The organism is Soehngenia sp. (assembly GCF_055108775.1).
On the sequence record NZ_JBSQIL010000002.1, the window covers coordinates 43,263 to 65,583 of the forward strand.

18 protein-coding genes and 1 riboswitch are annotated in these 22,321 nt (G+C 32.3%); of the genes, 4 read left to right on the forward strand and 14 right to left on the reverse strand.

What is annotated here, in order from left to right; translation table 11 throughout:
• Positions 1 to 24: 24 nt before the first annotated feature.
• Positions 25 to 1,926 carry a type I glutamate--ammonia ligase gene (locus tag ACTB1H_RS00650; RefSeq protein WP_463260896.1) on the reverse strand — a complete coding sequence of 634 codons (1,902 nt, stop codon included), beginning with the start codon at positions 1,924 to 1,926 and terminating at the stop codon, positions 25 to 27.
• A 162-nt stretch (positions 1,927 to 2,088) separates the two neighbouring features.
• Between ACTB1H_RS00650 and ACTB1H_RS00655 the strand changes: the two genes are divergently transcribed.
• Genes ACTB1H_RS00655 through ACTB1H_RS00665 form a run of 3 tightly spaced genes read left to right on the forward strand, consistent with a single transcriptional unit; the run spans position 2,089 to position 4,148 of the window.
• On the forward strand, positions 2,089 to 2,982 hold the full coding sequence (locus ACTB1H_RS00655) for an MFS transporter (RefSeq protein ID WP_463260897.1): 894 nt from the start codon (positions 2,089 to 2,091) through the stop codon (positions 2,980 to 2,982).
• Entirely contained in the window at positions 2,982 to 3,332 is a 351-nt protein-coding gene (locus ACTB1H_RS00660) for an MFS transporter (protein ID WP_463260898.1), read from the forward strand. Before ACTB1H_RS00655 ends, ACTB1H_RS00660 begins: the two co-directional genes overlap by 1 nt.
• A gap of 9 nt (positions 3,333 to 3,341) precedes the next feature.
• Positions 3,342 to 4,148 (forward strand): glycerophosphodiester phosphodiesterase family protein, encoded by an 807-nt coding sequence (locus ACTB1H_RS00665; RefSeq protein WP_463260899.1) that lies wholly within the window; start codon positions 3,342 to 3,344, stop codon positions 4,146 to 4,148.
• A 5-nt stretch (positions 4,149 to 4,153) separates the two neighbouring features.
• Here the strand turns inward: ACTB1H_RS00665 and ACTB1H_RS00670 are convergent, their stop codons facing one another.
• The 10 genes from ACTB1H_RS00670 to ACTB1H_RS00715 all read right to left on the reverse strand — a co-directional run bounded on the left by ACTB1H_RS00670 (position 4,154) and on the right by ACTB1H_RS00715 (position 17,232).
• Positions 4,154 to 4,474 carry a YerC/YecD family TrpR-related protein gene (locus ACTB1H_RS00670; RefSeq protein ID WP_463260900.1) on the reverse strand — a complete coding sequence of 107 codons (321 nt, stop codon included), beginning with the start codon at positions 4,472 to 4,474 and terminating at the stop codon, positions 4,154 to 4,156.
• A gap of 88 nt (positions 4,475 to 4,562) precedes the next feature.
• Positions 4,563 to 6,233, reverse strand: a complete 1,671-nt coding sequence (locus ACTB1H_RS00675) for a formate--tetrahydrofolate ligase (RefSeq protein ID WP_463260901.1) — start codon at positions 6,231 to 6,233, stop codon at positions 4,563 to 4,565.
• A gap of 83 nt (positions 6,234 to 6,316) precedes the next feature.
• Positions 6,317 to 7,576 (reverse strand): phosphoribosylamine--glycine ligase, encoded by a 1,260-nt coding sequence (purD, locus tag ACTB1H_RS00680; protein ID WP_463260902.1) that lies wholly within the window; start codon positions 7,574 to 7,576, stop codon positions 6,317 to 6,319.
• 10 nt (positions 7,577 to 7,586) lie between these two features.
• A complete protein-coding gene (purH, locus tag ACTB1H_RS00685) occupies positions 7,587 to 9,119 on the reverse strand; it encodes a bifunctional phosphoribosylaminoimidazolecarboxamide formyltransferase/IMP cyclohydrolase (protein ID WP_463260903.1) in 1,533 nt (510 codons plus the stop codon).
• Positions 9,091 to 9,747 (reverse strand): phosphoribosylglycinamide formyltransferase, encoded by a 657-nt coding sequence (gene purN / locus ACTB1H_RS00690; RefSeq protein ID WP_463260904.1) that lies wholly within the window; start codon positions 9,745 to 9,747, stop codon positions 9,091 to 9,093. The genes purH and purN overlap by 29 nt, the downstream gene beginning before the upstream one ends.
• Positions 9,738 to 10,769, reverse strand: coding sequence for a phosphoribosylformylglycinamidine cyclo-ligase (purM, locus tag ACTB1H_RS00695; protein WP_463260905.1), 1,032 nt, complete (start codon positions 10,767 to 10,769; stop codon positions 9,738 to 9,740). Before purM ends, purN begins: the two co-directional genes overlap by 10 nt.
• A gap of 2 nt (positions 10,770 to 10,771) precedes the next feature.
• Positions 10,772 to 12,124, reverse strand: coding sequence for an amidophosphoribosyltransferase (purF, locus tag ACTB1H_RS00700; RefSeq protein ID WP_463260906.1), 1,353 nt, complete (start codon positions 12,122 to 12,124; stop codon positions 10,772 to 10,774).
• Between the two features lie 14 nt (positions 12,125 to 12,138).
• Positions 12,139 to 12,621: a 5-(carboxyamino)imidazole ribonucleotide mutase gene (gene purE, locus ACTB1H_RS00705; RefSeq protein ID WP_463260907.1), complete on the reverse strand. Its 483-nt coding sequence runs from the start codon at positions 12,619 to 12,621 to the stop codon at positions 12,139 to 12,141.
• A 13-nt stretch (positions 12,622 to 12,634) separates the two neighbouring features.
• Entirely contained in the window at positions 12,635 to 16,357 is a 3,723-nt protein-coding gene (locus ACTB1H_RS00710; protein ID WP_463260908.1) for a phosphoribosylformylglycinamidine synthase, read from the reverse strand.
• A 170-nt stretch (positions 16,358 to 16,527) separates the two neighbouring features.
• Positions 16,528 to 17,232, reverse strand: coding sequence for a phosphoribosylaminoimidazolesuccinocarboxamide synthase (locus ACTB1H_RS00715; protein WP_463260909.1), 705 nt, complete (start codon positions 17,230 to 17,232; stop codon positions 16,528 to 16,530).
• Positions 17,233 to 17,368: 136 nt separating this feature from the next.
• Positions 17,369 to 17,470, reverse strand: a riboswitch (purine riboswitch).
• 105 nt (positions 17,471 to 17,575) lie between these two features.
• Here ACTB1H_RS00715 and ACTB1H_RS00720 point away from each other — a divergent pair.
• Positions 17,576 to 18,553 (forward strand): 2-hydroxyacid dehydrogenase, encoded by a 978-nt coding sequence (locus ACTB1H_RS00720; protein WP_463260910.1) that lies wholly within the window; start codon positions 17,576 to 17,578, stop codon positions 18,551 to 18,553.
• A gap of 36 nt (positions 18,554 to 18,589) precedes the next feature.
• On the opposite strand, the gene ACTB1H_RS00725 is transcribed toward ACTB1H_RS00720, so the two are convergent.
• The 3 genes from ACTB1H_RS00725 to ACTB1H_RS00735 are packed head-to-tail and all read right to left on the reverse strand — an operon-like array spanning position 18,590 to position 22,273.
• Positions 18,590 to 19,555: an ABC transporter permease gene (locus tag ACTB1H_RS00725; protein ID WP_463260911.1), complete on the reverse strand. Its 966-nt coding sequence runs from the start codon at positions 19,553 to 19,555 to the stop codon at positions 18,590 to 18,592.
• Positions 19,555 to 20,757, reverse strand: coding sequence for an ABC transporter permease (locus tag ACTB1H_RS00730; protein WP_463260912.1), 1,203 nt, complete (start codon positions 20,755 to 20,757; stop codon positions 19,555 to 19,557). Before ACTB1H_RS00730 ends, ACTB1H_RS00725 begins: the two co-directional genes overlap by 1 nt.
• Complete coding sequence (locus ACTB1H_RS00735; protein ID WP_463260930.1) at positions 20,747 to 22,273, reverse strand: ABC transporter ATP-binding protein; 1,527 nt, start codon at positions 22,271 to 22,273, stop codon at positions 20,747 to 20,749. The genes ACTB1H_RS00730 and ACTB1H_RS00735 overlap by 11 nt, the downstream gene beginning before the upstream one ends.
• Between the last annotated feature and the right edge of the window lie 48 nt (positions 22,274 to 22,321).

The following is a 22,321-nucleotide window of genomic DNA, read 5'->3' on the forward strand; positions in this document are numbered from 1 at the left end:
AAGACTTGCCTCCAAAGCTAAAATTTAAATATCCAATAAATTCATTTTATATCGCCCATATAATGATTTTAAATATTCCATTTTAAAATATATCTCATTCTGTAATTCTGAGACTAAATTTAAGTCTCTGTTTTCTATAGCTACCTTTATTTGAGTGAATAAACTCTTTTCATTTACCGAATCCTTCATTAGTTCATTTCTCAGTCTGTCAATTTCTGCCCAGTTGAGTATATCTAATTCATTTGATGTGTTAATATCATGCAGGATTCTAAAATTTCTTATGTCTTTCATAAAGTTCGGAATAATTCTATACTCTAACTCAGTTAACCATTTATCAATTATAGCTATCCTATAACTATCTACTATTTTTGACGAGAATACATCACCGTTAAATAAGACTTCCAATTTTTCTCTTTGTTCATCAAAAGATTTAACATTCTCATAAACATTTGATGGAACTTTACCAAACATTTTCTCTCTTTCTTCATCTGTAAAATCATCAAAAATATTATTCTCTGTTCTATATACCCTATTTTTTTCCAAATAATTTGCATCTTCTCCATATTCTTTAGATAATTCTCTTAATAAATTATCTTCATCTACATTGTTTGATATTGCATAGTTTATACCATCCAACATCGCCATTAAACAACTTGCTATGCAGAGATATGTGTTTGTATGGGGATTTGGACTTCTTAGTTCAAAATGAGTTGCCGAAGGATTTTCTTCATCTCTAATCAAACCGATCAAAATAGTTCTATTTCTAGAAGGTGTGTCAAAATCTTTTCCTAGCGAAGTAGCAATGCAAATGGGAGCTTCAAATCCCTTCTTTAATCTCTTGAAAGCTTCATTTGATGATGTTATAAAAGGATTAATTATTTCATAATTTTTTAAAATCCCCATCAGAGCACCATATCCAATTTTACTTAAAAAATGTTTCTTAGCTGGTGTAAATAAATTTAAACTTCTGCCATCTTTTAATTTTGCAATAACTCCAAAATGAGTGTGTTCACCGCTACCTGCTACCCCCGGGATTGGTTTTGCCAAAAAAGTTACATCCATCCCATTTTGTCTAAAAATCTCTCTTATGATGTTTTTTATAAACATTTCATTATCAGCTGTCTGAATAGCTTCATCATATTTCCAATCAATTTCTAATTGTTCCATAATACCAGAAAGTGAACCATCTTGATTTAATTTGGCTTTTACCCCTCCTACTTCTTTATGCCCCATTTCAGGATGAAAGCCATACTTTTCCATTTCAATCAATGTTTTCTCTAATGCAGACCGTACTTCAGCTCTAGTCTTTGCCCAGTACTGTTCATGTAATTCTTGAGAGCTTGTCAGTTCCTCTAAGTTCCTTTCATATTCTGGAGTTTTTACCCAAAATTCAAGTTCTGTAGCTGATGTTATTTCTATTTTTTCTATATCTTTACTGCTTATTCCAAACTCTTTGAATTGCTCTTTATTTTCTTTAATTAATTTTAATAATTCAGATTCAAAATATGATACTGCTTTTTTTAATATATACCTTGAGCAAACAGCCTCTCTGTCATGAACTAAAAAAACAGGTATTTTTAGAGTTCCTATAGGCAAGTTTGTTTCCTCATCAATGTTGTCATAATTGTAATCAACAAACCAATTAACATCTAAATCCACTTTCATATCAAGTTTTGCGTCATTTAGAGTAGCAATTTCTGGAAGATATACTGAAGAGCCATCTGTTTGAACAGCTGTTTTTTCTAGAAATACGTCAATATTTTTCAAAAATAAGCTTATTGGAATTTTTTCATCCGTTTCATGCCCGATTAAGTCAACTCCTGCTAATGATACAAACTTTATTTGAGGATTTTCATTTAATGTCTTAATTAATTCCTTTTTAGTGTGTTTTTCAGGTTTAATAAAGTAACAAATATTCTTATCCATTATATCAACTCCTATAATAAAATACTTCTTCATTCTAATACTGCAAAGTTATGTTGTCAAACAATATTAATTATATAATTTTTTAAAAAAGATTTTATGACTATTATTAGGGTATTAAATATCATAATTATAATTTAAGGCTAAATAATGAGGAGGGTTATTTTGAAACTTAATTATAAAAGAACTTTTTTTATCGGTTTAGCATTTCTATCAATATCTGCATTTTGGCAATTATATGACACTATCATCCCTTTGATCCTGAAAAATAACTTTTTTATAAGAGATTCGTTAATAGGAGTAATAATGGCTTTAGATAATATATTAGCACTATTTCTCCTCCCATTTTTCGGTATGCTTTCAGATAGAACTAAAAGTCCATTAGGAAAAAGAACTCCCTACATTTTAATCGGAACTTTGGTATCGGTCATATTTATGATGATCATTCCTAATGCTGCATATAATGGTAATTTTACTTTGTTCTTTGTATCTTTAGGTATTGTATTGTTAGCAATGAGCTTTTATAGATCTCCAACCGTAGCTTTAATGCCTGATCTTACTCAAAAACCTTTAAGAAGCAAAGCAAATTCAGTAATCAATTTAATGGGTGCATTGGGTGGAGTATTAACTCTTATTTATATATCGGTGCTTACCCCTTCTAATGAAAATCCTAATTACTTTATCGTCTTTTTAGCTGTAGCTTTAACTATGATAATTTCTGTAACTGTTTTGCTTGTAACTATAAGAGAAAATAAATTAATTAAAGAAATTGAGGTTTCAGAAAATGAATTATTAGAAGAAGATTATGAAAAACCCGCATCTAATGATGAATTAGGAAAAGATGTGAAAAAAAGTTTATATTTAATTCTAGCATCAATATTTTTATGGTTCATGGCTTACAATGCGGTAACAACAGCATTTTCGAGATATGCTAATGTAGTTTGGGGTATGCAAGGAGGGAGTTTTGCAAATGCATTGTTAGTGGCTACTATCGCTGCTGTGCTAAGTTTCATTCCTGTAGGATTCATCTCAACTAAATATGGTAGAAAAAAATTATAATGATTGGTATAGTTCTCATGGGTAGCTCATTTGCTCTAGCATTTTTCTTTGTTGAATTCTCTCCGATAATTAACATTATTTTTGCTTTAACCGGAATCGGCTGGGCAAGTATAAATGTAAATTCCTATCCGATGGTTGTTGAAATGAGTAAAACAACAGATATAGGTAAATATACAGGTCTTTATTACACATTTTCAATGTCTGCTCAAATTCTTACACCTATATTATCTGGTATTTTGATCGATAATTTAAGTTATAGAATACTTTTCCCTTATGCAGTAGTTTTTTCATTGCTTTCACTATTGACAATGTCTAAAGTAAAGCATGGAGATTCAAGAATTATAGCTTGATTTAAGGAGTTGATTAATATTTTATATCTATTAATTGTTGTAGTTATATATTTATATTTAATATGCCCTAAGCTTATACACGATAAAAATTTAAAAAGTTATTTAAATATATATTATGCTCATAGAGGATTACATGATAATGAAAGAAACAATGTTGAAAATACCTTATCTGCATTTAAAAATGCTATGGATTTAAATTATGGAATAGAATTTGATGTGAGATTAACTAAAGATAAAATTCCCGTTATTATACATGATGATAATCTAAATAGAGTTGCTGGAATAGATATAAATATAAATGAAATTATCTATGAAGAGTTAACAAAAATCAATTTATTAAACTCGACAGAACACATCCCTAGTCTAGAAGAGGTTTTAGAATTAGTTGATTCAAAAGTTCCACTTATAATAGAGATAAAAAAAGAGAATACACAAGATATGGATGATTTAAATCAAATAGCAAACCTATTAGATAAATATAATGGAAAATTTATGATTGAATCTTTTAATCCGTATGTTTTAAAATGGATGAAAAATAATAGGCCTCAATACATTAGAGGCCAGTTATCTTCTAATTTAATCAAAGAAAGAGGTTTTTCTCTGCAAAATTTTATATTGACATATTTATTGTTAAATTTCGTATCTAAACCTGATTTCATAGCTTATGACTATAGGTTCTCTTCAAATTTATCTCTTAATATTGTAAAATTTATTTATAGATCTTATTGTGTAGGTTATACAATAAAATCACGAGAGGATTTTATCAAATATAACAAATATTTTGATACGATTATTTTCGAATCTTTTTTGCCCTAGTGATTTTATTTTGAGCTGTCAGATCTTTTATCAGTAAGGCCCATTCTCTCAAATACTATTTGGTATCCATCAGCCCCATAGTTTAGCGATCTATTGATTCTGCTTATTGTTGCTGTTGAAGCTCCTGTTTCTTCCTCTATCTCATTATATGTCTTTTTGGCTAATAGCAACTTAGCTACTTCAAATCTTTGAGCAATTGCTTGTATTTCTTTTATTGTGCAAATATCCTCAAAAAATCTATAACACTCATCTAAATCTTCTAGCAGAAGAATAGCTTTGAATAGCTCATCTGCTTGTTTGCTTTTTATCTTTGAATTATATGCCATTTTTTGTCCTCCTTTTATTTATTAATCTATATATATATTACAGTATAAAAGTATAAAAGTAAATAAAAAGCTGGAAAAAAATCCAGCTTTAAAATAATCCTACTATTTCTCCATTTTCCAATATGTCAATGCTATTTGCCGCTGGTACTTTTGGCAAACCTGGCATAGTCATTATATCTCCAGTCAAAGCAACTAAAAATTTAGCTCCATTGGATATCTTTATCTCTTTTACTGTAATTTTAAAATTCTTTGGCCTACCTAATAGACTAGGATCGTCAGAGAGAGAATATTGGGTTTTGGCCATACAAATTGGCATCTTATCTAATCCAAGCTTTTCTATGTCTTTAATTTGTTTTAAAGCTTGAGAGCTAAATTCCACACCATCTGCACCATAGACTTCAACAGCTATCTTTTCGATTTTTTGTTTTATACTTTCTTCTACATCATATAAAAATTTGAAATTAGCTTCATTCTTCTCAACAACTTCAACAACTTTCTTTGCTAAGTCTATTCCGCCTTCTCCACCTTTGCCCCATACTTCTGATAATACTGCTTCTGCTCCCAATTCATTGCATCTATTTATTACAAAATCAAGTTCTGCTTTTGTATCTGTTGGGAATTTGTTTAATGCAACAATAGCAGGCACTCCAAACTTTTTCAAATTCTCTATATGTTTTTCAAGGTTTTCAAAGCCTTTGCTTAAATAATCAAAGTTTTCTAAGCCATATTCATCTTTTTTAGCTCCTCCGTGATGTTTCAAAGCTCTTACTGTAGCGACTATAACTGCTGCATCTGGTTTGAACCCACCATATCTTGATGTGATGTCAAAGAACTTTTCTGCTCCTAAATCTGCACCAAAACCTGCTTCTGTAACTGTGTATTCACAAAGTTTTAAAGCCAATTTAGTTGCTAATATTGAATTGCTTCCATGTGCTATATTTGCGAAAGGCCCACCATGAATTATAGCAGGAGTGTTTTCAAGTGTCTGTACTAAGTTAGGCGCAACTGCATCTTTCATCAAAAGTGCTACTGATCCTTGTGCTTTTAAATCTTTGACAAACACTGGCGAACCGTCAAATTTATATGCAACAATCATGTTTGATACTCTTTCTTTTAAGTCTTCTAGGCTCTCGGAAAGACAGAAAATAGCCATAATCTCAGATGCAACTGTTATGTCAAACCCATCTTCTCTAGGCATACCATTTGGCTTTCCACCTAATCCAATCACAATATGTCTTAAAGCTCTATCATTCATATCCATGACCCTTTTCCACACAACTCTTCTTGGGTCTATGCCTAATTCATTTCCCTGTTGTATGTGGTTATCAAGTAGTGCTGAAATCAAATTGTGAGCAGATGTTATAGCATGAAAATCACCTGTAAAATGAAGATTTATATCTTCCATTGGAACTACTTGTGAATATCCTCCACCAGCTGCTCCACCTTTTACTCCAAAACTAGGCCCAAGAGATGGTTCTCTTAAAGTAGAAATTGAAGTTTTTCCAATTTTGTTTAAAGCCATTGATAATCCGATGTTTGTAGTTGTTTTACCTTCCCCTGCAGGAGTTGGATTAATAGCTGTTACTAATATTAGTTTTCCGTCCTTCTTATCTTTCAGTCTCTTGTAAACATCTAGTGAAATCTTAGCTTTGTACTTCCCGTAATTGATTATTTCATCTTCTGATATACCCAATCCTTCAGCTATATCTTTGATTGGTAGCATTTTAGCCTCTTGAGCTATTTGGACATCTGTTTTCAAGCTATCTCCTCCTTAAAATCAGCTATATTTATAACTTAAGATTAGTATATCATAATTAAAAAATATTTAGTAATATAGATTATTTACAAAAAGAAAGTTCTTCCTATGTCTTTTCGATATTGCATTTTATGAAAATTTATTTTTTTAATCTCTTCATAAACTTTCTCGATTGCTTTGTTCATATCTTCAACACAGCCAATAGTTAATACTCTCCCTCCGTTTGTTAGAAGTTTTCCATTTACTCTCTTAGTGCCATTGTGAAATACATATACATCTTTTTCTATTTTTTCTAATCCAGTTATTTCATATCCTTTTTCATATTCTTTTGGATAACCTCCTGATGTTAGAACAACAGCAACAGATGGTCTTTCGTCCCAAACAAGTGAATCTGCATCTAATTTCCCTTCTATTGCATCAATCATTATTTTAAACAGATCCGATTTTAATCTTGGCAATACTACTTCTGTCTCAGGATCTCCAAATCTAACATTAAATTCAAGTACATATGGAATAGAGTTACAAATCATCAAACCAATAAACAGTATCCCAGTATAATCAAAGTCATACTCTTCAAAACCTTTTTCGATTTTTTTAATTATATTATCATAGATTTTCTTCTTAAATTCATCTTTAAACAATGGGCTTGGAGAATATGCTCCAACTCCTCCTGTATTTGGCCCTAAATCGTTGTCATAGATTTTTTTGTAATCTTTTGCGCTTTCCATTGGATATATTTTATTGTGAGATACAAAGCACATTAGTGATGCTTCGATCCCATCTAAGTACTCTTCTATTATCACTTTTTCACCTTGTGTGCCGAATATTTTGTCAATGAATATGCTTTTTAAAGTTTCAACTGCCTCCTCTTTGTCATTGCAAATTGTTACACCTTTCCCCAAGCATAGCCCATCTGCTTTTATTACAAGTGGAAATAAAAAGTCCTTCAATCCAGCCACTGCCTCTTCATAATTGAAGTATGTCTTATATTTAGCAGTAGGAATATCATTGTCAATTAGAAATTTCTTACAGTAATTTTTACTTGCTTCAAGTTGTGCACATTTAAAATCAGGTCCAAATATCACTAATTTTTCTTTCTTAAACTCGTCTACAATTCCTTTAGCTAGTGGATCTTCAGGTCCAACAATTGTTAAATCTATATTGTTATCAATAGAAAATTCTTTTAATCTATCTATATCTAAAGAGTCTATGTCTACATTTTCGGCAAGTTCTAAAGTACCTCCGTTACCTGGGGCGCAATAAATTTTGTCAACCATCTCTGACTCTGATAGCTTTTTTATTATAGCATGTTCCCTTCCACCACTTCCCACAACTAAAACTTTCACCTCACACCTCCTAATGTTTAAAATGCCTAATACCTGTAAATACCAAAGCAATATTATTTTTATCAGCTTGTTCTATTATCTCTTTATCTCTAATAGAGCCACCTGGTTCTATTATTGCTGTTATGCCATATTTTGCTAATAATTTTATTGAGTCATCAAAAGGAAAGAAGCCATCTGATGCTAAAACCGAGTTTTCAGTATTGCCTTTTGCTTTTTTCAACGCAGACTCAACTGCAAAATATCTGTTTACATCTCCAAGTCCTATTCCAAGAGATGTCTTATCTCTTGCTAAAACAACGCCATTTGAATTTATATACTTAGAAATTATCCATGCAAAATTCATATCTTCAAGTTCTGTTGGTGTTGGCTTTCTCTTGCTCACTACCTCTAACTCGCCATTAAATAGTAAATTATCTTTTTCCTGATATAAAAGCCCTCCGTTTATTGCTTTAAAAGTCATATTATCTTTTTTGAAATCATTTAATCTATCAATTTCTAACAATCTAATGTTTTTCTTTTTTTGTAATATATCAAGTGCTTTTGAAGTAAATGAAGGTGCAAGTATTATTTCTAAAAATATCTCAGATAATTTGAAAGCTAATTTTTCATCCACCTCCCTATTTAATCCTACTATGCCACCAAATATGGATTCAGTATCAGCATTATACGCATTTAAATAAGCAGTATAGATGTCTTTTGACGAGCTTATTCCGCAAGGATTGCCGTGTTTAATTGCAACAGCTGTTGGTTCGTAAAATTCAGTTAATAATTCTAATAAAGCATTCGCATCAAAAATGTTATTATATGATAACTCTTTTCCATGAAGCTTCTTAGCATTTACTATATTCGGTTTATTTCGCATGTTTTTCTCATATAATGCTGCTTTCTGGTGTTGATTTTCACCATATCTTAGATCTATATTTTTCTTATAGCCTATTGTGAGGTGTTTAGGAAATAGTATAGAATTTGCACTGTTAAAATAATCCGAAACTAAACTGTCATAATATGCTGTGTATGAATATGCTTTCCCAGCTAGTTTTTTTCTGGTTTCTAAAGTAGTATCCCCAAATCTTACTATCTCATCAATAACTGTTTCATAGTCTTCGTTGTCAAAAATTACTGTTACAAATTTAAAGTTCTTACTTGCAGCCCTGAGCATTGAAGGTCCGCCTATGTCTATGTTTTCGATGACTTCTTCTTCAGTTATCCCATCTTTTTTTATGGTTTCTTCAAATGGATAAAAATTATTAACTACCATATCTATTTGGCACAATCCATGTTCATTTAATGTTTCTAAGTCCTTTTCATTATCTCTCCTGAATAATATGCCTCCATGTAAGATAGGGTTTAACGTTTTTACTCTTCCATCTAAAATCTCTGGAAATTTCGTTATCTCATTTATTTCAGTGACAGGTATACCTGCTCTTTTAAGTTCTTTATATGTTCCTCCTGTGGATATTATTTCCCATCCTAATCCGATTAGCTTTTCTGAAAATTCAACAATCCCATCCTTGTTATAAACGCTTATCAATGCTCTTTTCATCTTTGCCTCCTCTTTTAATAACTCTTCTACCAATCACTACAAGTTCATCGTTGCAGAGCTTTTCAAGTGACGATACCAATATCTCGTGTTCTATCTCCAATACCTTTTGTTGCAAAGAGTTAGGTGAGTCAAAATCGTCAACATCTACTGCTTTTTGCTCAATAATTGGCCCTGTATCCGCTGTTTCATCAACAAAATGGACAGTAGCTCCTGTTACTTTAACACCATATTCAATTGCTTTTTCATGTACTTTTATGCCGTAATATCCTTTACCACAAAAACTAGGGATAAGTGATGGATGAATGTTTATGATCTTATTTTTGTACTGCATCACCAAATTTTTTGAGAGTATTTTTAAAAAACCTGCTAATACTACAAAATCTATCTCTTCTTGTTTAAATATCTCTAATAATTTTTTGCTGTATTCTTCATCAGTTAGATTTTTTGAACTTATAAACATATTTTTAATTCCATGTTTTTGAGCTCTTACTAGTCCATAAGCATCTTCTCTATTGGATATGACAATTTTAATATCTGCATTTATCTTTTTTTCTAAAATAGCATCAATTATGGCTTGCAAATTTGTGCCTCCACCCGATATCAATACAGCTATTTTTTTTAAAGACATAGATCTATGCCTCTCTCTCCTTCTATTATTTCACCTATTGCATAAATTTTTTCGCCCCTTGTTTCATAAAGCGATATTATCTTAGATGCAACTTCTTTATCAACCACCATCACCAAGCCAATTCCCATATTAAAAGTCCTATACATTTCTCTCATGTCAATTTCACCAAGTTTTTGTATGTATCTAAATACTGAAGGTGTATTAAATTCACTCATATCTATCTTGGCTTTTAACCCTTCTTTTAACATCCTTGGAATGTTTTCATAGAAACCCCCACCTGTAATATGGCTCATTGCTTTAATTTCATAACTCTTCATCAAATCTAATATCTCTTTTACATAAATTCGAGTTGGAGTCAATAACTCTTCGCCTAATGTTTTCCCAAATTCTTCTATATAACAATCAATTTTGAAATTGTTGTCTTCAAAAAATAATTTTCTAACAAGAGAAAATCCATTGCTATGAACTCCTGATGAAGGAAGTCCCAAAATCAAATCGTTTGGTTTAATATTTTCGCCTGTAACTATTTTTTGTTTATCTACTACTCCGACACAAAATCCAGCGATGTCATATTCGCCATCTGTATAAAATCCTGGCATTTCAGCAGTTTCTCCGCCTATTAATGCACATCCACTATCTAAACAACCCTTTGCTACTCCTGAAACAATCTGCGCCATCTTCTCAGGGATCAATTTCCCAGTAGCAATATAGTCAAGAAAAAATAGTGGCTTTGCACCTTGACATAAAACATCGTTTACGCACATTGCCACACAGTCTATGCCTACTGTGTCGTGTTTATCCATCATAAAAGCTAATTTCAATTTTGTACCTACTCCATCTGTTCCAGATACTAAGACTGGATTTTTATACTCATTAGTATCTATTTCAAATAGTCCTGAGAACCCTCCTAATTCTGAGAGCACACCTTTTATATAGGTCTTTTTAACTATATCTTTTAACAGATCTACTTCTTTGTTCGCAGCATCTACATCTACTCCTGATGCTTTGTAGTCAATAGGCATTTTTATTCCTCCTTTGATCTTTTTACTGGATAATCCCCAGTAAAACAGCCTTTGCAAAACCCATTTTCTCCACCAGCTGCTTTTACTAAGCCTTCAAGCGATATAAAATATAGAGAGTCAGCGTTTATAGCTTTTTTGATTTCTTCTACTGTCATGTAATTTGCTATTAAATTCTCTTCATTTGGTGTGTCCACCCCTAAAAAACAACTGTGTTTTACAGGAGGTGAAGCAATTCTTACATGTACACTTTTAGCTCCTGCTTTTCTTAACATTTCTACAGTTCTTTTGATAGTAGTTCCTCTGACAATTGAATCATCTACTAATATCAAATCTTTTCCTTTTATATTCGAAGTTAAGGGGTTTAATTTTATTCTCACGCCTTCTTCTCTTATGTCTTGAGTTGGTTCAATAAAAGTTCTCCCAATATATCTATTTTTTATTATTCCTTCAGTGTATGGTATTTGAGATTTCTTGGCATAACCAATTGCAGCAACTGTTCCTGAATCGGGAGCTCCAATGACTACATCAGCTTTTGTGGGGCATTCTGTATAAAGAATTTCACCAGCATTAAATCTTGATGTATATACATATCTGTTGTCTATATAGCTATCAGGCCTTGCTAAATACACTAATTCAAATATGCATAATGCTCTTTTTTTACTTTGAAGCTTCTCGCTTCTAATTCCATTGTCATCAATAATCACTATTTCACCAGGATCACAATCCCTTATAAATTCTCCTCCAATACATTCAATAGCACATGTTTCTGATGAGATAATGAAGTCATCTCCAACTTTTCCAATTGAAAGTGGTCTAATTCCATGTGGATCTCTTGCAGCAATCAACGAATCTTTAGTCATTATAATAAGTGAATAAGAGCCATTGACTTCGTCTAGTGCCATTTTTATAGCATATGTTAAACTATCTTTATGATATTTTGCAATCAAAGATGCAATAACTTCTACAGATAAATCAGTTTGAAATATATGTCCACTTTCTTCAAATTTTTCTCTTAATGTTTCGTAATTTTCAATCGCTCCATCCATACAAATTGACAAAGCACCTTTTCTATACCCTACTACTAGTGGTTCTGAATTGGATTTTGTATTCTTTTCAGAATAAGAAGCATATCTTACTTGGCCTATTGCAATATCGCCTTTTAGTCGTTCCATGACTTCTTTTGTGAAAACATCACCAACTAAACCTAAATTCTTTTCATAATCTATGAATCCATTGTTATTTATTGAAATGCCCGCACTTGCTTGGCCTCTATGCTGTAGTGCATAAAGGCCGTAATAAATATATTTTGAAACTTCTTTATTGTTTTTGCTGAAAACTCCTATTATTCCGCTCAAATCAGGTCCTCCTATCATAATTTACTTATTTCTTCATCGTTTTTAATCGTTTCTAATTTTAGTTTTTCTTTGTGAGATTTTAATTTATTTCTTAAATCATTATCCCTGATTGATAAAATTTCTGCCGATAATATCCCTGCATTATAACCACCATCTATCGCAACTGTTGCAACTGGTATTCCTTTAGGCATCTGTATTGTTGAAAGAAGTGAATCTATTCCATCTAAAGTTGATGATTTTGCTGGTACTCCTATTACAGGTAATATTGTTAGGCTAGCTAATACACCTGCTAAATGAGCGGCTTTCCCTGCGATTGCAATTACCAAATCGAATCCATTTTCCTCTAGTTTTTCAGCAAATTCAATTGCTATCCTAGGAGTTCTGTGTGCTGATATGACTCTCATTTCGTTTTCGATTCCAAAGCTATCTAATACTTCCTTTGCTTCCATAGCTATTTTTATATCTGATTTACTTCCCATAACTATTGCAACTTTCATAGTTATCCCTCCATTATTTATAGTAATTTACTCCAGATTCAAATATCTTATGTTTGCCTTTAATTTCTATATTTTTGTAAATTCCATCAGCAATTCTATCGATTGCAGATACTGTTCCTAATATTCTTCCATCAGGACTGGTCATAGACTCAATAGCAAATTCAGATCCAGTTGGATTATATAAGCCATCGTAGGTAGCTTTCCCATTCTTTACAAATTGAGTTGATATTTGCCCTTTTTCAATCAATTCTTTTTTGTCTTTCAAAAACACTCTTCCTTCTTTTGTCGCAATAGGCACTGTGTATTCAAAACCTATTTCCATTTCATTAAACCAAGGCGACAACTTTGAAGTTACTTTAACATCAGCAAAATTTGAATAGAAATCACCTGAATAATTGTATACAATCGATGGGGATTGTTCATTCTGTTTAACAAACTTGCCATGTTCAATCAGTCCAAGTTTAATAAGTGCATTAAATCCTGAACCTATCCCCAAAATAAGGCCATCATTTTTATACAGTAATTCATATATTGATTCTTTTAAATACTCATCATCAAATATAACCTTCAATAATTTAGCCGCAGTTTCAGGCTCATTCCCTAAGAAATACCCATTTGCTAATCCGAGAATTTGTGTTTCTTTAACTAAATTCGATAGTAACCTAATTGATTTTTTTATTTCATTTGTGCTAAATGTTTTTAGTGCGAATGTATTTACAACTGCTCCGCATTCTTCAAATGAACTCATCATGTCGTATTCGCCATTTGTGCCTGTAAAAATTGGTATCAAAACCCTAGGATTTGCAATTGTCTTAGTGCTCTTCATTGAGTGTGACCCTTTGTACTCAATATTTGATACTTCTTTTTTGATGTCTTCTTTTATAGGAAATATATCTTCTAAAACACCTAAATAAACTTTTTTTAATTCATCCAATTCAAGTGTTTCTTCTCCGATTTTTATGCATTTTTCTTTTTGTGTAGTTCCTACAACTCTATAATTTAATTCTGAAATATCTTTTAAATTATCTTTTGAAATTTCTAATAAAATATTCCCAAATGATGGTGTATACATATCTTCAAAGTCATTGTCAAATTTAAAACCTATACAATTTCCTATGCACATTTCAAATATTGCTTTTGCAACTCCTCCGTGTCCAATTACATTTGAAGAAAGAATTTTTTTCTCATCAACCATTTTTTTAATTAAATTGTAATTGTGTTTTAAATTTTCCAAATCTACTAAATCATTGTTATCTTTTTTTAGCATGACTTCAATTACTATAGAATGCGCTGATTTGAATTCTTGAGAAACTATATTTTCACTTTTTTCAACGCATACTGCAAAGCTGAACAAAGATGGTGGCACATTTATATTTTCAAAGCTTCCACTCATGCTATCTTTTCCACCAATACTTGGTATTTCCAATTCTTTTTGTACTTTATATGCTCCCAAAAGTGATGTAAATGGTTTAGCCCATTTCTTAGGATCTTCTCCTAAACTTTCATAGAATTCTTGGAAAGATAATCTAATTCTTTTGTAATCCCCTCCCATTGCTACTACTCTAGCTATAGAGTCAATTACAGCATAGTAACCACCGTGGAATGTACTCCACTTAGCTATTTCCGGATCATAGCCACAAGTCATTATAGAAGCAGTATTTGTGTGTTTTCCCATAACAGGCAATTTTGCGGCCATTCCAACTTGAGGTGTTAGTTTTTCTCTCCCTCCGAGTTGAACAACTACAGCATTTTTCCCAATTGTATTATCAAATCTTTCAATTAATCCTTTTTGCGAACAGCAATTTAAATCCTTTAAATTTTCGACAAATCTATCTGCATTTGAACAGTTTGATTTTGTTTTATCTTTGAAAACTGAAGTTTCTTTTGAAGGCGATAATATATGAATTTTAGCTTTTTTCCTAATTCCACTTGTGTTAAGAAATTCTCTATCCAAATCTACGATTACTTTGTTCTTCCAAACAATCTTCATTCGCTTTTCTTCGGTTACCTTCGCTATGACTGCCACTTCTAAATCTTCTTCTTGTGCTAATTTAATAAATTCCTCTAAATCATTTTCATCTATAACTATAGCCATTCTTTCTTGCGACTCTGATAGAGCTATCTCTGTTCCGTCCATACCTTCATATTTAGTTGGTACTTTATCCAGATCAATTAGCAACCCATCTGCCAACTCTCCAACAGCTACAGCTACTCCACCAGCACCGAAGTCATTGCATCGTTTTATAATCTTTGAAGCTTTTTCATTCCTAAACAGTCTCACAATCTTTCTCTCTATTTGAGGATCTCCCTTTTGTACTTGTGCTCCTGCTGTAGTTAAGGCATCTTTCTTTTGCTCTACTGAAGAACCAACAGCTGCTCCTAATCCATCTCTTCCAGTTTTTCCCCCGACAAGCAATACAAGATCATTAGGTTTAGGAATGCCTCTTCTTACCCAATCCTTTGGTGCTGCAGCTACTAAAGCACCTAATTCTAATCTCTTAGCTTCAAAACCATCATCATAAAATTCTTTTATATATCCAGAGGCTCCACCGATTTGATACGCATATGAACTGTATCCTTCAGCTGCCATTGTAGTGATTTTTCTTTGAGGAAGTTTCCCTTGTAATGTATCTTCAAATTTTGCACTTGGATCCTTTGCCCCTGTAATTCTCATTGCTTGATAAACATAGCCTCTTCCAGAAAGTGGATCTCTAATACCCCCGCCTAGACAAGTAGCAGCCCCACCAAATGGTTCTATTTCAGTAGGGTGATTATGTGTTTCATTTTTGAACATCAGAAGCCATTTTTCTTTTTCCCCATCTACATCAACTTCAATTTCTATGCTTGCAGCATTTACTTCTTCAGAGATTTCTCTGTCCGTTAATTTCCCATTTTTTTCTATTTCTTTCATGTTGATGGTTGCTAAATCCATCAAGCATATTGGCTTGTTGTTATTATGGACAAATTCCCTTGATGAAAGATATTCTTTGATTACATCTTCAAATAAGTCTCTATAATCTCCATCTTCAAGCTTTATCTCAGTTATCTCCGACATAAAAGTCTTATGTCTGCAGTGATCTGACCAATAGGTATCGAGAACTTTAATTTCTGTAATTGTAGGTTTTTTCATGGATTTTTTAAAATAATCTTGTATAAATAAGAGATCCTCTAAATCAAGTGCAAGATCGTATTTACTTTTAAATCTTATTAATTCATCTTTTGAATAGTTAATAAAATCATCTATGATTTCAATCTCTTTGGGTTGTATTTCTTCTTTATCTTCACTTATTAAATTTAGAGGCACTTCTTTAGAGTTTACTGGATTTATATAGTAAAATTTTAATTTAGAGAAGTCTTCATTTGACATGCCTTTTGCTAAAATAATCTTTGAAACTTTTACAGATGAGTCTTTATATCCTAAATATTTATTTATTAGTATTTCTGTGGCATTTTGTCTTGGGTCAAATTGCCCTTTGTTGTATTCAAATCTAAAAGCCAATTCCCCATTGTTTAGATTTAATTCACCGGAGTATATATTGTCAATGTTTGGTTCAAACAGAATCTTTTCAACTATTTCATTTAGTTTTTCTTCATCAACGTTAAATAAATCATAAACATTAAATACAGTTATATCGTCATATTTTTCTATACCTAGAAATTCAGCATCTTTTTTTAGTTTTTTAGCCTCTACATTAAAATCTTCCCTTTTTTCAATCATGATTCTAAAATTTTTCATTTTTCAACCTCCTAAATTTTTAAGCCCAGGTGGGTAGGTCATATGCGAAACCTACCCGCCTGGGCTTTTCTCCCTTCGGTGTAATGCCATAAGACATCTGTACCGCTCGGTCTTTATTAAGAACCCTAGGTACACTTTCGGTCTATAAAATTTAATCTAATTGCGTTTAATTAATTATTTAACATTATTTTTTCAAGTGTCAACGGTTCGATATATACATCATCTTTATAGGCTCTCATATTACCACCTGACACTTCATCAATCAATCCGATGTGATTATCTTCTGTTATTCTGCCAAATTCAAATTTTATATCATATAACTCTATGCCTTTTTTCTCCAATTCATCCTTTACTATCTCTGCTATTTCAACAGCCATATTCTTTATTTTATTTGATTCTTCTTTTCTCATAATATTTAATATTTCAAGTGCATCTTCTGTTATAAGTGGGTCATCTCTCAAATCATCTTTTAAAGTAAATTCGACATACGGTCCTATTTTTCTTCCTTCTTCAACATATAATGCATATCTCCTATAAAAGCTACCTACTGCTCGGTATCTGACTATAACTTCTACGCCTTTTCCAAATAGTTTAGCAGGTAAAACTGTCATAGTGTTATTGTCAATGTCTGAAGAAACAAAATGTGTGGGTATTCCTTTCCTATTGAAAAGTTCAAAAAAGTAAGTGCTTAATCTTAGTCCAGATCTACCTGCACCTTCAATGGTAAGGCCTACTTTATTTGCCCCAGGATCGAATACTCCACCTTCACCTGTTACATCATCTTTGAATCTCAGTAAATAATTTCCGTCTTCTAATTTGTAGACATCTTTCGTCTTACCGGAGTACAAGAGATTGTCAGTTTTTAAATTCGACATAATATTCCCCCTAAAATTATTTAATAATAAATATAGCCCAGGTGGGTAGGTCATATGCGAAACCTACCCGCCTGGGCTTTTATCCCTCCGGTGTAATGTCTTTAGACATTTGTACCGCTCGGTCTTTTTCAAGAACCCTAGGTACACTTTCGCTCATAGACAAATGATTATCGGTCATTTTGTAGAAACATCCCAACCTTATTATGGGATTTATATGAGCTATATTTATTTCAATTTGAGTGTAGCAGTTTTTGTTCTAAGTGTCAATGGAATATTAAAATATGTTTAAATTTAATATATAGAAGGGTATCTAATTATTAGTAAATAGAAAGGTTGTGATAGTTTGAAACAAAATGTATTAGTTAGTTTTAATGCTAATTCAAAGCAAAGAGAAATTATTGAAAATTCACTTAAAGAAAAAGCTAATATTAAGTATATTGAAAATGAAACTGAGAGGTCTGATGCTATAAAGGAAGCTGACATAATATTTTCATGGAATCCTATAAGAGAGTTTAATGAAGAAGAGTTTTACTTTATGGAAAGAGTAAAACTTATGCAGCTTTTATCAGCAGGTGCTGATCATTTGCCATTTGATAAATTCCCAGAAAGCCTTGCTGTTGCTGGAAATGTTGGAGCTTATGCTCAAGCAATGGCAGAACATGCTTTGGCAATGGCTTTATCTCTTTCTAAAAATCTATTTGTGAATCATCAGAAGATCAAAGAAGGAATATTTGATCAATCCAGCAAAGGTAAGTTACTTCACGGAGCAAATTATGGAATTATTGGCTTTGGTGGTATAGGTAAAGAAATATATAATCTTCTTCAGCCATTTGAACCTAACATATATGCAATTAATACAAGCGGAAAAACAGATTATAATGTTTCATTTATCGGTACAATAAAAGATCTAGAGTTTGTGTTAACTAATTCTGACTTTATTTTTATAACAATTCCTTTATCAAAAGCAACTAAAAATCTGATAGGGAAAGCTCAATTTGAGCTTATGAAAAAAGATGCTATTCTTGTAAATGTTGCAAGAGGAGAGATAATAAATCAAAAGGATTTTTATGAACACCTACTAAATAATCCTGATTTCAAAGCTGGAATCGATGCTTGGTGGATTGAACCATTCAGACATGGTGAGTTTAAAGTAGAATTTCCTTTTATCGAACTACCAAATGTAATTGGCTCCCCTCATAACTCAGGTATGGTCCCTGGGGCAATGACTCGAGCTACAGAGTTTGCTGTTAAAAATATATTGAGTTTTATCGATGGTAAAGAAGTTAGAGGTGTGTTTAATAGAGAGGACTATTTGTGGTAAAAAACCTAAGTGACTTAACACTTAGGTTTTTTACCACTATCTCTGAGACTTGTCAAAAGGAATTCCTTCTGCTTTTGGTGCTCTAGAATTCTTAGAAGTCAATGCCAATACTATAATTGTTGCGACATAAGGCATCATCTTATAGTAATCTGTTGGAATATTCAAATTGTCTAGGAATGGAATCAATGGAACTGAATATGCTAAAGTTCTTAAGAATGCAAAGAACAAAGCTGCAAACATTATTTTTATTGGTTGCCATTGCCCAAAAATCATGACAGCTAATGCCAAGAAACCAAATCCCGCTACACCATTGTGTCCATTTATATTCCCATCAGTTATTCCTACTGAATAAAAATATCCTCCTATACCGCCTAAAATACCAGATATTGTAACTCCTATATATCTCATTCTATTAACGTTTATACCCACAGAGTCAGCTGCGTGTGGATGCTCTCCGCAGGCTCTTAATCTAAGCCCAAATTTAGTTTTATATAATACAATTGTAGATATTATTAATATCAAAAATCCTATCAAAACAGTTAAATAAGTGTTTTTGAAAAACATATCGCCTATTACTGGAATATCCCCTAATACAGGTACTTTCCTGATGAAATATCTAACACTTGTAGTTACACCATCACTGTTGAAAGTCATCTTAGAGATTAACAATATCAATGCAGGCATCATCATGTTCATAGCTGTTCCTACGATAACCTGATTTGCTTTCATTGTTACAGCAGCAAAAGATAGAAGTTGTGAAAAAATAGCTCCAGCTACTGCTGCTACTATCATACAAATCAAAAGTATCATATTTGGTGATAGTCCCGAGCCCTGAATTGCATACGCAAATAACGCACCAGCAAAAGCTCCAGAGAGCATAGTCCCTTCAAGTCCTATATTTATTACACCACTTCTCTCAGTGAACATTCCCCCTAAAGCTACTAATAAAAGCGGTATTGATACAGGAAGCATATTTTGAACTAAATAGTAGAAAGTATCCATTATTCTGCCTCCTTATTTGAATTCTTTTCTAAATTTTCTATTTCAGAACCCACATCTTCTTCGATATTTTCAATCTGCGGCTCTGTAATTAGTGCCTCTTTATTTCTTCTATTTGCAAAAATTCTTCTTATAGCAGAGCTCATTATTGCTGCAAACGCTGAGAAATAAATAATTACTGCAATAACTAAATCGATTATCTCAGGTTTATATCCAACCAAACTTGCTAATGTACCGCCTCTTTGTATATATGAAATAAAGATAGCAGAGAAAATAACTCCTATTGGATGTGAATTACCGAGTAAAGCAACTGCTATTCCGTTAAATCCATTAGCTGCTATGACATTTATGGGTTCATAAGTCATGCTACTACCTGCAATTTCTGATGGTGCTAATATTGCAAAAGCTCCGCCTAAACCTGATAAGGCTCCAGCTATTACCATTGTTAGGATAATGTTCCTCTTTCCATTCATTCCAGCATATTGAGCCGCATGCTTGTTATATCCAGTTGCCTTAAGTTCATATCCAAATGTTGTCTTTTGCAAGATTATATATAGTAGAACAGCTATAATCAGTGCAAAAACTATCCCAAAATTTACATTCGAACCTGCTATTCCTAAAGACCTTATTTGAACATGTTGAGGTACATATTGAGTTCTAGTCATAGAAGGAATATACATGGCAGAATTGCTACGAATTAGCATATCCACTAAATACATCCCTATATAGTTTGTCATTATAGATGTAATAACTTCATTTACATTTAATAAAGATTTAAAAATACCTGGAATAAATCCCCATATCATACCTCCAAGCATTCCTGCAAGAATAGCTATTATCCAATGTATGCTTGGTGGCAAATCAAACATAAATGCAACATAAAGTGCAAAAAACATTCCCATTGTGTACTGCCCTGATGCTCCTATGTTGAATAGGCCCATTTTAAATGCAAAAGCGACGGATAAACCTGTCATGAGAATTGGTGTTGCAAAATACAAAACATCGCCAAATCTACTTAATCCACCGAGTAGAACATATCTAAATCCGGCTACTGCATTGCTTGGATTTGCTAAGAGCATTACTATAAAACCGAAAAGTAAACCTATAACAATTGCCATCAAAGCAGAAGTAAATGATGAAAATCCTTTGATTTCAGTGATCTTTTTCTTTTCATTTTTTGAATTCATACCATTTTTATCCTGCATTGTATATCTCCTTTACATCGTCTCTTTTTGCACCTGACATGTACAAGCCCAACTCTTCGTCTGTTGTCTTATTAGGATCAAGTTCTCCTACTATTTCTCCTTCGTACATGACAAGTATCCTGTCACTGACGTTTAAAACTTCATCTAATTCTAAAGAAACTAAAAGCACTGCTTTACCACTATCTCTTCCTTCTATTAGCATTTTATGAATATATTCTATTGCTCCAACGTCTAGACCTCTGGTAGGTTGTACAGCAACCAAAAGTTCATGATCTTTGTCCATTTCTCTTGCGATTATCGCTTTTTGTTGATTACCTCCTGACATGCTCCTTACTATAGTAACTGGTCCCTGCCCACTTCTGATATCAAATTTGTCAATCAATCTCAAAGCATATTTTCTTACTTCATCAAATTTAATGAATCCTTTATTTTGGAATTGTGGCTGCCAATATCTTTGTAATACTAAATTTTCCTCTAATGTATAATCCAATACCAGTCCGTATTTCTGTCTATCTTCAGGAATATGGCTTATGCCTGCTATAGATCTTTCTCTTACCGATGCTTTGGAAATGTCCTTGCCACATATGTTAATACTTCCTGTAAGCATCTTTTCTAGTCCTGTTAAGGCTTGAACTAATTCTGTTTGTCCATTGCCATCAATACCTGCAATACAAACTATCTCGCCTCTTCTTACATCAAAAGAAATATCTCTAACTGCGTTATTCTTGTGTATTTTTGAAGGAACTGTCATATTTCTAATAGAAAGTACCACCTCTCCAGGTTGGCTCTCTTTTTTATCTACTTTAAGTGAAACTTCTCTTCCAACCATCATTCTAGACAATTCTTCTTTTGTAGTATTTTTGATGTCAACTGTTCCCATGTATTTCCCTTTTCTTAAAACGGTACATCTATCTGCTACTTCCATTATTTCATTTAGTTTATGAGAAATAAAAAGTATTGATTTGCCCTCATTAGCTAATCCTTTCATGATTTGCAATAACTCATGGATTTCTTGTGGTGTCAAAACAGCAGTAGGTTCATCAAAAATCAAAATTTCATTTTCCCTATAAAGCATTTTTAGAATTTCAACCCTCTGTTGCATACCAACAGAAATGTCTTCAATAAGAGCGTCTGGATCTACTTTTAGTCCATATCTTTCGCTTAGTTCTACTACTTTTTTTCTTGCTTCATCCATATTTAAAAATCCATTTTTAGTTGGTTCTACTCCCAATATTATATTTTCAAGAACTGTAAATACTTCAACCAGTCTAAAATGTTGGTGAACCATCCCTATTCCTAAATCATTAGCATCGTTAGGATTGTTTATCTTTACAACTTCGCCATTTTTTCTAATTTCACCTTTTTCAGGTTGATAGAGTCCAAATAAAACACTCATTAAAGTTGATTTACCTGCACCATTTTCACCCAGAAGCGCATGTATTTCGCCTTTTTTTAGTCTTAGGGTGATATTATCATTAGCGACTATTCCAGGGAACTCTTTAGTTATATTTAACATTTCTATTATATAGTTTTCATTTTCCACGTTTTTCACCCTTTGTGTAAT

Excerpts from the sequence above, each read along its gene's own strand:
- purN (WP_463260904.1), bottom strand. The coding sequence starts at position 9,747 with ATGTCTTTAAAAAAAATAGCTGTATTGATATCGGGTGGAGGCACAAAT.
- purM (WP_463260905.1), bottom strand. The coding sequence starts at position 10,769 with ATGCCTATTGACTACAAAGCATCAGGAGTAGATGTAGATGCTGCGAAC.
- ACTB1H_RS00660 (WP_463260898.1), top strand. The coding sequence starts at position 2,982 with ATGATTGGTATAGTTCTCATGGGTAGCTCATTTGCTCTAGCATTTTTC.
- ACTB1H_RS00735 (WP_463260930.1), bottom strand. The coding sequence starts at position 22,273 with ATGTTAAATATAACTAAAGAGTTCCCTGGAATAGTCGCTAATGATAAT.
- purE (WP_463260907.1), bottom strand. The coding sequence starts at position 12,621 with ATGAAAGTTGCAATAGTTATGGGAAGTAAATCAGATATAAAAATAGCT.
- ACTB1H_RS00650 (WP_463260896.1), bottom strand. The coding sequence starts at position 1,926 with ATGGATAAGAATATTTGTTACTTTATTAAACCTGAAAAACACACTAAA.
- ACTB1H_RS00715 (WP_463260909.1), bottom strand. The coding sequence starts at position 17,232 with ATGTCGAATTTAAAAACTGACAATCTCTTGTACTCCGGTAAGACGAAA.
- ACTB1H_RS00725 (WP_463260911.1), bottom strand. The coding sequence starts at position 19,555 with ATGGATACTTTCTACTATTTAGTTCAAAATATGCTTCCTGTATCAATA.
- ACTB1H_RS00730 (WP_463260912.1), bottom strand. The coding sequence starts at position 20,757 with ATGCAGGATAAAAATGGTATGAATTCAAAAAATGAAAAGAAAAAGATC.
- purH (WP_463260903.1), bottom strand. The coding sequence starts at position 9,119 with ATGAAAAGAGCATTGATAAGCGTTTATAACAAGGATGGGATTGTTGAA.
- ACTB1H_RS00670 (WP_463260900.1), bottom strand. The coding sequence starts at position 4,474 with ATGGCATATAATTCAAAGATAAAAAGCAAACAAGCAGATGAGCTATTC.
- ACTB1H_RS00710 (WP_463260908.1), bottom strand. The coding sequence starts at position 16,357 with ATGAAAAATTTTAGAATCATGATTGAAAAAAGGGAAGATTTTAATGTA.